Annotated in this window: 11 protein-coding genes; 8 read left to right on the top strand and 3 right to left on the bottom strand. The window is 60.5% G+C overall.

The genetic code is table 11. The annotated features are described in order from the left end of the window. Positions 1 to 2: 2 nt before the first annotated feature. The 6 genes from ACILSR_RS13045 (at position 3) to ACILSR_RS13070 (ending at position 7,347) form a co-directional block, all read left to right on the top strand. Positions 3 to 908, top strand: a complete 906-nt coding sequence (locus ACILSR_RS13045; RefSeq protein ID WP_395750215.1) for a glycosyltransferase family 2 protein — start codon at positions 3 to 5, stop codon at positions 906 to 908. Beyond that, entirely contained in the window at positions 871 to 3,219 is a 2,349-nt protein-coding gene (locus tag ACILSR_RS13050; protein WP_395750216.1) for a glycosyltransferase, read from the top strand. Before ACILSR_RS13045 ends, ACILSR_RS13050 begins: the two co-directional genes overlap by 38 nt. Beyond that, complete coding sequence (locus ACILSR_RS13055; protein WP_395750217.1) at positions 3,216 to 4,385, top strand: glycosyltransferase; 1,170 nt, start codon at positions 3,216 to 3,218, stop codon at positions 4,383 to 4,385. Before ACILSR_RS13050 ends, ACILSR_RS13055 begins: the two co-directional genes overlap by 4 nt. 229 nt (positions 4,386 to 4,614) lie before the next feature. Further along, complete coding sequence (locus ACILSR_RS13060; RefSeq protein ID WP_395750218.1) at positions 4,615 to 5,604, top strand: NAD-dependent epimerase/dehydratase family protein; 990 nt, start codon at positions 4,615 to 4,617, stop codon at positions 5,602 to 5,604. A 58-nt stretch (positions 5,605 to 5,662) separates the two neighbouring features. Further along, positions 5,663 to 6,883, top strand: a complete 1,221-nt coding sequence (locus ACILSR_RS13065) for a glycosyltransferase family 4 protein (RefSeq protein ID WP_395750219.1) — start codon at positions 5,663 to 5,665, stop codon at positions 6,881 to 6,883. A gap of 167 nt (positions 6,884 to 7,050) precedes the next feature. Continuing rightward, entirely contained in the window at positions 7,051 to 7,347 is a 297-nt protein-coding gene (locus ACILSR_RS13070) for a hypothetical protein (protein ID WP_395750220.1), read from the top strand. A gap of 18 nt (positions 7,348 to 7,365) precedes the next feature. On the opposite strand, the gene ACILSR_RS13075 is transcribed toward ACILSR_RS13070, so the two are convergent. From ACILSR_RS13075 to ACILSR_RS13085, 3 genes are all read right to left on the bottom strand, one after another. Then, positions 7,366 to 7,701 (bottom strand): hypothetical protein, encoded by a 336-nt coding sequence (locus ACILSR_RS13075; RefSeq protein ID WP_395750221.1) that lies wholly within the window; start codon positions 7,699 to 7,701, stop codon positions 7,366 to 7,368. A gap of 288 nt (positions 7,702 to 7,989) precedes the next feature. Continuing rightward, positions 7,990 to 9,072, bottom strand: a complete 1,083-nt coding sequence (locus ACILSR_RS13080) for an alpha/beta hydrolase family protein (protein ID WP_395750222.1) — start codon at positions 9,070 to 9,072, stop codon at positions 7,990 to 7,992. Positions 9,073 to 9,131: 59 nt separating this feature from the next. Then, entirely contained in the window at positions 9,132 to 9,824 is a 693-nt protein-coding gene (locus ACILSR_RS13085; protein ID WP_395750223.1) for a zinc metallopeptidase, read from the bottom strand. Positions 9,825 to 9,969: 145 nt separating this feature from the next. Here ACILSR_RS13085 and ACILSR_RS13090 point away from each other — a divergent pair, with 145 nt between their 5' ends. Together ACILSR_RS13090 and ACILSR_RS13095 are read left to right on the top strand one after the other, a co-directional pair. Beyond that, complete coding sequence (locus tag ACILSR_RS13090) at positions 9,970 to 10,704, top strand: hypothetical protein (RefSeq protein ID WP_395750224.1); 735 nt, start codon at positions 9,970 to 9,972, stop codon at positions 10,702 to 10,704. Positions 10,705 to 10,798: 94 nt separating this feature from the next. Beyond that, on the top strand, positions 10,799 to 11,038 hold the full coding sequence (locus ACILSR_RS13095; RefSeq protein ID WP_294399132.1) for an acyl carrier protein: 240 nt from the start codon (positions 10,799 to 10,801) through the stop codon (positions 11,036 to 11,038). The last annotated feature ends 1,400 nt before the right edge of the window (positions 11,039 to 12,438 follow it).

Consider the following 12,438-nt stretch of genomic DNA (forward strand, 5'->3'; position numbering starts at 1 on the left):
GGATGGCCGTGTCCAGGATCCCCATAAGCGTGGCGGTTCCGGCGTGCCGGCGGTTGGACCAGCTACGGTTGACATTGTCGCGGCTGGAGGCTTGTGTGCCACGGCCAGCGGAAATTTTGGTGCATCTGGACGGCAATGATTCGGGTCTGCGAAGACTGGTGGAGGAAGAGTTTCCCCAGGTGAAACTGCTGCACTCAAACGTGCTCCTCGGGCCCGGCGGAGCACGCAACCGGCTGATGAACGAGGCGCGTAATACTTGGGTGGCTCATTTTGATGACGATTCATTTCCGGTAGACCTGGATTTTTTCGCGCGAGTCTGGCGGGTGATCGATCGATTTCCGGAAACAGCGGTTTTTGCCGCCACCATTCTGCCGGTCGATAACCCGCCTGATCCCCAGGGCTTGTGGCTGCACGCAATGTACATCGGCTGCGGGCATGTGATGAACCGGGATTGGTTTTTGCGCACTCAAGGGTATCTGCCGCTGCCGTTGGCTTACAATCTTGAAGAGGTGGATGTGAGCATTCAGCTGCACGAATTGGGCGGACGTTGTCTGCAATCGGGCGCATTGCGTGTGTTTCACGATCATCCTGTTCCCACCCGCGAAACAGAGGAAGTCCAGGTGGCGATGATGATCAATACGGTGGTGTTTCCGCTGCTGCGTTATCCGATGACAGTGCTGCCGCAGGCCTTTGGCAGCGTTCTGCGCCGTCTGCTGCGCCTGGCGCTGCATGGGGAATGGCGTGTGATCCTGCGTTCGCTGGGGGCGCTGCCCGGGGCCTTGCGCAGGTATCTTCCTTTGCGTGCGCCTGTGCACGCGGCCACTGTATGGTCGTGGCTGCTGCTGCGGCGTGCACCGCAGAGGGTGGCTGGTGCGGCTGCTTTCATTTTCTCTTTTTCGCATGACTGAATCTGCTTCGCGTGAGTCTCAGGTTGGTCAGCCGGGTGAGCAGCGCTTTAGCGTCTGTGTCGTCACCTATCTCACATCCCCGTATCAGGTGGAGTTTTTTAATGAGATCGCCGCCAAGGGCGAGGTTCGGCTGAGGGTGATCTACTTGCGGCGTCAGCATGGGCAGCATCCGTGGGGCAGGGTAACGCTGAAGCATGAGCATCTGGTGCTGGAAGGTCACCCGGAGGTTATCGGGCTGGCATTCAAGTGGGTGCTGGTTGCGGCGCTGACCGTTTGCAATTATTATACGCACTGGTTTGCGCTGGCTGCCCTGCACATGCGGCACCTCAGTGCGCGCCCGTGGGTGTTCTGGGGAGAGCGACCGGGCTTCCTTCGTCTGGGCTGGTTCGGACGGCTCGCCAGGTTGCTCCTGCTGTATCCGATTTCGCAAAGCGCCGCTCCGATCTGGGCCATTGGCCGTGCCGGAGTGGTGGGCTACATGAATGACTGGGGCGTTGACAAGACTTATGTGAATCTGCCCTATTTCTCGAACCTGAGCCGGTTTCGCGATCAGCCGCGCGTGGCGCATGCTCCGGAACGGGTGGTGCTCTATTCCGGGCTGCTAAATTCTCGCAAAGGAGTAGTCGGGCTGGCAGAGGGGTTTCTGGCAGCGGCGGGGGATCATCCCAATCTGCGCCTGATCATCCTGGGCGCCGGGCCTCTGGAGCAGCAGATGCGTCGGATTCTCGCACCTGTGGCAGCTCAGGTAACCTGGGAAGGCTTCCGTGAATGGCATGAACTTCCGATATTTTATTCCAAGGCGGATGCACTGTGCCTTCCTACGCGTCATGACGGCTGGGCGATGGTGGTTCCAGAGGCTTTGGCTGCAGGCGTTCCGGTGATCACCACAATGGATGCAGGGGCGGCGCTTGAGCTTGTCACTCATGAGGTCAATGGCTGGCTGCTGAGAAGTTCAGAGGCTGGGGAGATCGAGGCTGCCCTGCGCCACCTCGCGGAGCTGCCTGCGACGGAGTTGGCCCGCACCAGCGTGGCAGCGCGGGACAGCGTCAAAGACCACACGCTGAAAGAAGGAAGCGCCAGATTCGTGGCGGCAGCACGAGAGGCGATGGCGGAGTTCCACTGCCGGAGCGCAGGGAGGCAGGACAAAGAACGGCATCTGCTGATCACCGGGACCTACGCGCCGGACCGGCTGCAGAGCATGCAAAGATACGCGGATCTCGTGGAGGCTGCGGTCAGACCAACCTTCTCGGGCGTCGTCGAGCGCATGGAGCCCCCGGTGGTGCTGGGCGGGCTGAGATGGCTGCCCGAGCGCTGGCGCAAGCAGCTCGGTTACGTGGACAAATATGTTCTCTTTCCGCTTAGCCTCCGGCTGCATGCGGTATTTCAGTCTCGGCAGGGCGGGGAATGTCTGATCCACGTCACCGATCAGGGGATGGGTCCGCTGATTCCCTGGATGAAAGGCTTTCGTGTGATCGTGACGGTGCACGATCTGATCGCCGTGCGCGCCGCCATCGGCGATATCTCTGGTATCCCCCGGGCGGGCTGGTGGCGCGGGGGGTTCCAGCGGTACATTTTTTGGGCGCTCAGGTTTCCCTCCACCATTGTTTGTGTTTCTGAAAAAACGCGCCAGGACTGTGAGCGTCTTGTGGGGCATGATCATCGCTTTCATGTCGTGCTCAATCCCCTTGATCCAGCTTTTGAGGAACATGGTCATGCTGGGGTTACCAGTGCGCTGCCGGCTTCGTTTTTGCTGCACGTCGGGAACGGGCTCTGGTACAAAAACCGGAATGGGGTGCTGTGTATTTATGCCGCGCTGAGACGGCGCATGAGCACGGAGAACGTTCCTGCTCTGGTCATGATGGGGGCGCCCGCCACGCCCATCGAGCTTGCTCTCGCTGCGTCGCTGAAGATTGAAGACCGCGTTTGCTGGGTTCCCCGACCTCCGACATCCTGGATTACGGCTGCTTATGATCGGGCGCAGGCGCTGATCTTTCCCTCGCTGGAAGAAGGCTTTGGCTGGCCGGTGCTGGAGGCCATGGCCCGGGGTTGTCCGGTCTTTGCTTCCAACCGTGCGCCTCTGACGGAAGTCGGCGGGGAAGCTGTCGAGTATATCGACCCCGAGAACGTGGAGCAAGCCGCTGGAGTCATCGCTGACTGCCTGAATCAGGGGGAGGCTTGGCGAGAGCAGAAGTCCGTCGAGGGCCGTCTGCGAGCCAAAGAGTTCTCAACGACCCGCTTTTGCGCCCAGATGTGCGAGGTCTATGATCTTGTGCTGAAGACACCTCAGCCGGGCCAAGACTTTGTGAAATGAGTTTGTCGATCCTCCACGCCATCCACTCCATCGATCCCGCCCATGGGGGGACGACGGAGGCTGTGCGGCTGCTGGCGCGGACACTGGAGCCGGTGAAGTCGGTGGTGCTGAGTGCGGATGATCCGGCGTGTGGCTGGGGAAAGGAATGGCCCTGTCCGGTGAGGCTGCTTGGGCCGGCGAAGACGAAGTTTGGCTGGACTCGAAACTGGGATGCAGGGTTGCGCGATCTGCTGAAACCAGGGGCGGTTTTGGTGGTGCATGGGTTGTGGCAGTACCATGTGCTGGCGGCCTTTAGAGCGGCGCGACGTGCAGGCGTGCCGGTGCTGATTTATCCGCACGGGATGCTGGACCCTTGGGCCCTGCGGCAGTCGCGATGGCTCAAGCTCGTGACGTGGTGGGCGTTTAACCGCAAGGTCTTCCAAGAGGCTGCCGGTGTTTGTTTTACCACTGAGGATGAGCGCCGTCTGGCTGCACCAAAGCTGGGCAGGATTCGAGGAGAGCCGTTCATCGTGCCTCTCGGGGTTGAGGAGCCGCCGGACTCGCCCGCCGTCCTACAGGCTGAGTTTGATGCCGCCCATGCAGCCCTCGCGGGACGGCGGATTTTTGTCTTTCTAGGCAGGCTGCATCCCAAAAAAGGTTGTGACATGCTTTTGGAGGCCTTTGCCAGGTGGAGAGCGATTGGAGATACGGACAGGTCAGTGCATCTGCGTCTGGTCGGGCCGCCGCACAGCCCGCAGTATCAGTGCGAGCTGGAGCAGCAATGCCGGGCGCTGGGGCTGCAAATCGAGCAGGACGTTTCCTTCGCTGGGAACGCGGCCGGGCGGGACAAGTGGCGCGAACTGGCCGCCGCCGAGGTACTGGTGCTGCCTTCGCATCAGGAGAATTTTGGGATCGTCGTAGCCGAGGCGCTGGCTTGCTCTGTGCCCGTGCTCCTGTCCGACAAGGTGAACACCGCGCCTGCTGTGGCCGCGAATGGGGCAGGGGTGATGGCGGATGACACCGTGGAGGGCACGCTGCGACTGCTCCAGATCTGGCAGCGAATGTCCACTGCCGAGAAGGCTGCTGCCAGAGTCAGTGCCCGCCGCCTTTACAAGGAGCAGTTCGGCGTGGAGCAGGCACGCCGTCGTTTTCTGGAGGTGGTCGAGGCAACGGCAGCCCGTGTCTGATGCGGGCTGGCACTTGCGCGCCAATGCGCCGATGCACTGGGGAAGAGCAGCCGCCGGATGACGCTACAAAGGCTGTTCCCATATCTAAATCAGGTCCGCTCCGTTTTTGTCTTTCTTTTTCCCTGAATCAGAAGCTTTCATTCGCAGCCCCTGCCGCCTAGAAATTCGTTTGAGCATGCAGCGCGTTAGGCTAAAGCCATCTTCACCAAGCAGTTAGGAATTCAACCACATGTCACAAGACCATCTCATCACCGTCGGCGGCGCCGGCGGATTCATCGGCGGCGCGCTTGTCGCGGATCTTCTTCGCAAAGGGCACACGCGCATCCGTGCCATCGACATCAAGCCGTTCAGCGAGTGGTATCAAAAATTTGAGGAAGTGGAAAATCTGCAGCTTGATCTCGCGGACCTGGCCAACTGCCGGGTGGCGGCCAAAGGGGCGCACACGATCTACAATCTCGCTGCGGACATGGGCGGCATGGGCTTCATTGAAAACAACAAGGCGCTGTGCATGCTGAGCGTGCTGATCAACACCCACCTCTGCATGGCGGCCAAGGATGCCGGGGTGGAGCGCTTTTTTTACGCCTCCTCCGCCTGCGTTTACAATGGCGACAAGCAGAAGAACTATGACATCCCCGCGCTCAAGGAGTCGGATGCCTATCCTGCGCTTCCAGAGGATGGCTACGGCTGGGAAAAACTCTTCTCTGAGCGCATGTGCCGCCATTTCCGCGAGGACTACGGCATCGCCACGCGTGTGGCGCGCTACCACAATGTTTATGGCCCGCTGGGCACCTGGGATGGGGGCCGCGAAAAAGCTCCCGCCGCCATCTGCCGCAAGGTTGCGCTGGCCAAGATCAGCGGCGATCACGACATCGAAATCTGGGGCACCGGAGATCAGACCCGCAGCTTCATGTACATCACCGACTGCGTCTTTGGCACGCAGATGCTGCTGAACAGCGACTTCGTGGAACCCATCAACATCGGGAGTGCGGAGATGGTCAGCATCAATCAGCTGGTGGACATCGCGGAAGACATCGCCGGCATCAAGCTCAACCGCCGCTACAATCTGAGTGCGCCAAAGGGCGTCAATGGCCGCAGCAGCGACAACACGCTGATCAAGCAGGTGTTCAACTGGGAGCCCAGCACCCGCCTGCGCGACGGCCTGGAGATCACCTACAAGTGGATTTACGATCAGATCCAGCAGGGTGCGAAATCGCTTTGAGCCGCGCTCGTCCCTGCACTGGGCTGGCTGACGGCCCCTCCTGAATCCGACCTGCTGCATGCGCATCCTGCTGCTCAATCAGTGTTTCCATCCGGACCATGTTGCCACTGCGCAGCATCTGACGGATCTCGCTGTGGCGCTCTCGGAGGCCGGGCATCAGGTGACTGCGGTGGCCGCATCGCGTGGCTACGACAATCCGGACATCCGCTACCCGGTGCGCGAGACATGGCGTGGCATTGATATCCGGCGCATCTGGACGCCGGGCCTGGGCAAAAAGGCCAAGTGGCGGCGTCTGGTGGATTTCGGCATCTTCTGGGCCAATGCGTTGCGCATTTTGCTGCTGCTACCGCGGCAGGACGTCACCGTCTGCCTCACCTCGCCGCCGCTCATCTCCACGCTCGGCACGGTGATGGCCAGGCTCAAAGGCGGAGCCGTGGTGCCGTGGGTGATGGATTTGAATCCCGATGAAGCCGTGGCCGCGGGCTGGCTCAAAGCCGGTGGCTTCGTCGAGCGCACGCTCACGTTCATCCAAAACTGTAGCTTCCGCCGGGCCTCACGCATCATCGCGCTGGACCGCTTCATGGCGGATCGCCTGAAGGCCAAAGGCGTGCGCGAGGAGGTCATCCATACCGATGCGCCATGGTCGCACGATCAGGCGGTGCAATACGATGTGCGGGCGCGGGATGCGTTTCGCGCCGAGCATGGACTCACCGGCAAGTTCGTGGTGATGTATTCGGGCAATCACAGTCCCTGCCATCCGCTGGATGCCGTGCTGGCGGCAGCGGCGGAAATGAAGAGTGAAGAAAGGCTGCATTTCCTCTTTGTGGGCGGTGGCAGCGAGTTCAAAAAAGTTCAGGCCTTTGCGAAAGAAAGGGCGCTGAAGAACATCACCTGCCTGCCGTATCAGCCCATGGAAAAGCTGTCGGGTTCGCTCTCATCGGCGGATCTGCATCTGGTGGTGATGGGGGAGCCGTTTGTGGGCATCGTACATCCCTGCAAGATCTACAACATCCTCACGCTGGGCATTCCGTTTCTCTTCATCGGGCCGGATCAAAGCCACGGCTCAGACCTCGCGCGGCGGCTGAATGATCCCGTGCATGGCCGTGTCGCGCGCAATGGCGATGTGTCCTCGATCGTGCGCCAGATCCGCGAGGCGATGGCGCTGGGCACTCAACCGGTGAATGCAGCGGCCAGGGCGCTGGGGACAGAGTTTTCCCATGGGGTGTTGTGCCCGCGGCTCGTGCAGGTGATCGAGCAGGCGGCGGCGGAGCGGGATTGAGTCGTCTAGATGCCGTGGTCTAGAGCCCTTGTGGCTGTGGTGGATCAATGGCGTGAGAGGGGTTTGAGCAATGGCAGAGCCATGGCTGCGTGGCGGGGAGGTTAAATTTTAGCGTCAATCGACAACTGTTTATTTGAACAGTTAAAGGATTGCGCTAGAGGTGCGGGATGAACCCAAGCTCCCACGATCTCGCTGAAATGGCCGCTGCAATCCAAGGCACCGAAGTGGCCGCCCGCCAATGGCTGAAAGCGGGGTTTTCGCCGGGGGATGCGGCTGCGTATGTTCGCGCGGGCTGTTTTGATGTCAGCCGGACGGAGGAGCTGCGGCAGGCGCACATCTCTCCCAGCCACATTGCGGCGCTGGGGCTCGGCTGGGACTTCTGTGCGGGGAAGGTGCCGCTGGAAGATCTTCTGGCAAAGCCGGTGCAGAAGGGCATGGCACCGCCCTTTGCCCATCTTTGGTGATGGAGGGTTGTGGACCGATCACTTCTGGCTGATGATCTTTTTGAGCTTCTCCTTCTGCGTGATCGCCTGGAGGTGACAGGGCTCCCAAATCCCGGGTCTGTCCTCACTTTCCGGCGTAGTGTAGCCGGGGTTTTTGGTCGTCAGCAGCCAGATATGAGGTTCCCTGACGTCATCTGTAATTGGTATGTCCAGGCCGCCTGTGTCCCAAATGCCAATCACCGTCGGGTCACCCAAGGCTACCGGGCCGCGGCTCTTGTCCCACTCCCATTTCGTGCTCAGACACTGGCCTACCACGGGATCGAGACCGTAATGGATGGTGATCTCCAGCAGTTTCTTCTCTGAATGTCCCTTCAAGAACTCGACGACCTCAAGGGTGCATTGGTGCTCCCAGCTGAGTTTTTTGGGATGCTCTATGCGCTTGATTGAGCCCGGAATGATCTTGCCACCACAACAAACTCAGAATGCTTCACCGCCTGCTGATCGGTGATCATTGGCCGCATCCAAGCGAGAGCAGAACCTGTGGTCAGCAGCAGGCAGAGGATCCATCTGGTAGCGACTCTCATGGTGATGAAGAGCAAGAGCATTCCACGGCGGGACTGGCCTTGTCGAGATCAAAAGCCTGCCTTTGGCAAAGAGGGAAGGTCACTCGGCAGGCCGTAGCACACGCTCGATCACCTCATAGCTCGCCTGCCGCTCGGCATCCGGGAAGTCGTGGTCGGAGTCGGGATGGAGGACTTTCAGGCGCGACTCGGCACCGTGGAGGCGGAACACGGGCAGAGCTGCGGCTGCGATGCGGTCCACGCTGTCCCAGCGGAAGTTGCTGTCCTTCAGCGGGGCGTTGATGAAGACATGTCGCGGAGCCAGGCTGGCGATGAGTTCGTAGTAGTCCCAGGGGCAGTCCTGCGGGCGGCCGAGGTAGTCGGCCATGCGGAGCATGTAGCGCTCCTGCACGTAGCCTTTGAGGTCGCCGCCTTTGTAGTCGAGCACGGAGTCAAAGCCGCAGCTGGAGACGATGACCTGGATGCGGTCGTCAAAGACGGCGGTGAAGATCGCATTGTGCCCGCCCAGCGAGTGGCCAATGGCTGCGTAGCCGTGGCTGCGATCCACGAAGGGCAGGGAATCGAGGTAGTCGAGGCCGCGCAGGTTGTCCCAGATGGCCTTCAGGGTGCCGCTGGGCATGCGCAGCGTTTTGAGATCGGGCTGGTAATCGGCGAGGAGGGGATAGCTGGGGGAGAGGGTGACAAAGCCGCGCTCGGCCAGTTCCTGCGCATACTGCCGGTGCGGTTTGCCACCGAGACCGACAACCACCTTGAAGCCGATTTTATTCTCGGTGGGGTGCAGGCAGAGCACCGCGGGCGTCTTGGCCCCGGCCAGCGCGGTTTTGGGGATGCACAGATACGCCGGCACCTTTCCACCGGGCTGCGAAGAGTAAGTGATCAGCCGCCGCACGTAGCTGCCGCAGTCGGTTTCCTCCAGCACCTGAGGCTCCAGAGGGCTGCGCACCTCCGGGCCCGGCAGGGGACCCGCCACCTGCTGGAAGGCTGCCAGCGCCTCCTTGCGGCGGCCCGCCCATTCAGCGGGTGTGGTGGCGGTTTTGACCGTACCGTCGGGGGCGTGGTATTCCAGCAGGTCGGTGCGGCTCAGCCCTCGAAGCGGTGGGATTTCCTCGGCCAGGGCGGGCCGGCTGGGCAGGGCAAGAAGAAGGGAAAACAAAACGCGGCGCATGGAAACCCATACGCCGCGTCGATCTCGGTTCTTCGGCGGCTCTCTGCGGCCGCTGCGCGTCAGTCATTCCTCCGCCCGCCGAGCATGATCATGACGTAGTAGAGGAACTGGGCGAGGGCGCTGATGAAGGCAGCCACGTAGGTCAGCGCGGCGGCGTCCAGCACACTGCTCATGGCGGCGGTTTCCGCGCCCGGGGCCACGGCACCGGTGCTGGCCAGCACGCGCTTGGCGCGGGCGGTGGCATCAAACTCCACCGGCAGGGTGATGAGCTGAAACACCATGACAATCCCGAAGCAGAGGGCGGTGATCGGGAGGAAGACTTTGGGCATGAGCCACAGGAGCCCCATGCCCATGAATGGAATGATCTGCCCGGCGATGGTGGTGATGCCCACCGCCGCCATGCGCCACTGCAGCGGCGCGTAAAGCTGCTGGTGCTGGATGGCGTGGCCGCACTCGTGCGCGGACACTCCCAGCGCCGCCACGCTGGTGCCATAGTAGTTCTCCTCGCTCAGCATGAGCTGCTTGTTTGAAGGGTCATAGTGGTCGCTTAGCACGCCGCGTGTGGGACGGATGACCACATCCCGGATGCCGTTCAAATCCAGGATGCGCTGCGCCATCTGTGCACCGGTGAGGCCGGAGCGCGCCGGCACCTGGGAATACCGGGCATAGGCGGACTTCACGCGCCAGGAGGCAAAGACGGACAGCGCCATCGTGCCAAAAACGATCAGGAGGTAGAGTGGATCAAAGTACATGGATTCGAGATTCTGATTGGGTTTGCGAATAGATACGCGTGAAGTCTGCCGGCGGAAGTGCGGCCGCATTGCAAAACTGCGCGAAGATTGTCACACAAAATCCCGTGTTGCTTCCTCTGCGCCCTGCGATTGAATCTGACCTTTCATGGAAAAGAACGCCCCTGCCGCCATCTCCGCCACCGAGCCCATCGTCTGCCACGTCACCCGCTGGTACTACCGCCGCATGAGCATGATGTCCGGGCTGTTCCTGGTGTTTGGCGGTCTGTTTCTGTATGACGGCATCTGGGGCTATCCTGAGGCCGTGGTCATTGCGAAGGAAAAGGAGTGGTTTCAGAAGGAGTTCCAGCCCTCCTTTGAAGCCGCGCGGAAAGAGGGGCGCCTGCCGCAGTGGATAGCCGAAAACGAAGCCAAAGGAATGCCCACCGGTGTGGATGGCGAAATGCCACGCTGGAGCAGCTACGCCGCCAAGAAAGGCTGGCCTGAGGAGACCACCCACTACACCGCTGAGGAGATCGCCGGGCAGTTCCACTGGGCCTACGGATGTTTTGCCGTGGGGCTGATCCCGCTGGTTATGATGCTCATGAACCGGAAAAAGGTGCTGCGTGGCGAGGCAGACTTCTGGGTCACCCCTGAAGGCGTGCAGATTCCTTACGCGGAGGTCTTCCGCGTGGACAAGCGCAAATGGGAGGTCAAGGCCCTCGCCTATGCATGGTATCGCAAAGATGGCGCGGCCGCCAGACGTGCCGTTTTCGATGATCTGAAGTTCGCCGGGGCGGACAAAATTCTCGACCGTTTGCTGAGTCGTTTCAGCGGTGAATTGATCGAAAAAGTCATCGAACCAGCCCCTGCGGAATCTGCCTCTGAGCAGCCAGAAAAATAGCGGCATTTCTTTGAGTTTGAAAAAGGCGGGAATTTCCCCTTGCCAAAGCAAACTCAGCCGCTAAAGCTCCGCCCCATCCCAACAACCCCCATCTATGGCAGAAAACATCACAGAAAAAGTCCGCGACATCATCGTTGAACAGCTTGGCGTGAATCCCGAGCAGGTCACCCAGGAAGCCAAGTTCATCGAAGATCTCGGTGCCGACTCCCTCGACACCGTTGAACTGGTGATGGCCTTTGAAGAAGAATTCGGCATCGACGTCCCTGACGAAGAGGCAGAAAAGCTTCAGTCCGTGGGCGACGTCGTCCGCTACGTGGAAGAAAACGCGGAGTAATTCGCTTTCTCTTTTTAGAACACTTTTAAAAAAGCCAGGCGGGAAACCGGCTGGCTTTTTTGTTGTTGGGGGGGGCGGCTTGGGATTTGGTTTGGAGTGCGGTCGCGCAGTGAGGAACGAACGAAGCCACCGCTTTCCGCAGGCCAGCAGACTTTACGAAGAGGCTATGACATTCCCAAGCAGCCTCCACCAGGTGCTCGCAAGCCGCGTCAGTTTACGAGAACCTCGAGACGCTCGAAAGCGGCAGCTTCGCGTGCCGCATTGATTCGCTTTCGCTCACCCCTTCAGGGCAGCCTTCGGTTGTCTATTTGCCTTCGGCGGTCTTCGACCCGCTTCGCGCCGGTTCCAAATTCGCTTCGTGTGACTGCGGCGTCTTCTTTCCGATACGGTGATCATGCGGACGTTCGCCTAGCAGCAGGGGCGGAACGGCATGGGAAAAACATCGGGCGAGATGCTCTGCGAAGCGTCAGCGTTCTGAAGGAGGAGGGGGACCATCCTGGTCTCCTGGATTGGAAGCCGTGGGCGAAGCGGAGCGCTGAGGGATCAAGATGATCCCTCTCCTGCCGGAGGTATTGGGCAAGCGCATCAGCGTTCTGGAGGATGGGGACCATCCTGGTCCCCTGGTTTGGAAGCCGTGGGCGAAGCGGGGCGCTGAGGGATCAAGATGATCCCTCTCCTGCCGGAGGTATTGGGCAAGCGCGTCAGCGTTCTGGAGATAGAGGTAGGGACGACGCATTGAGTTGCGCCGCCCCTCCCTCCGAACCGGACTGGCAGATCTCCCGCATCCGGCTCTCCAGTTAGAGAGTGACTGCCTCGAAGATTGCTCTTCTCTCTGGCAGACAGTTCATCAAAGCCTTTGGACAGATGAGGCAATCGATCCAATGGCCAGTCTTTGTTTTGACTGCGTTCTGCACTCGTTTGCTCGCTTTGCAGCAGGCTCTTCGCCATGCGCCGTATAGCCCGGTGGGCACTAACGCATTGTTTGTGGCCGCTTGTCGCTCATCACGAGTTCTCCTTCCAGCCCTCCTTCGCTCCACGATCGTTACTCGTTTCATCGCTACTATGACGGCTCTGACTCCCACACGGCTGCCGTTTATGGCAGTCCTCCCCTGCGGGTCTCCTGTGTTCATGGCACCACCCTTGCCTGACATACTGCCACCAACCACCCCAACAGTCTCCGAGACGAGTTCCGTGTCTCGCCGTCCCGGTTCGATGCACGAGGCATCGAGACTTCGCCTTTCCCTCGCGGGCTCGTCGTTCTGTTGTGGCCGAATCGTGTTCACTTTTGTTGCGGTCTGTCAGGTTCTTTCCGTTGCTCTCCACCCCGCCTCGCGGCGACGCAGTTACTTCAAGTTCTCACCCGGAACACGGTTCCAGATGGCCGGGGTCTTTCACCCCGG

The sequence above is a fragment of the Prosthecobacter sp. genome, assembly GCF_044222565.1.
GTDB lineage: Bacteria > Verrucomicrobiota > Verrucomicrobiia > Verrucomicrobiales > Verrucomicrobiaceae > Prosthecobacter.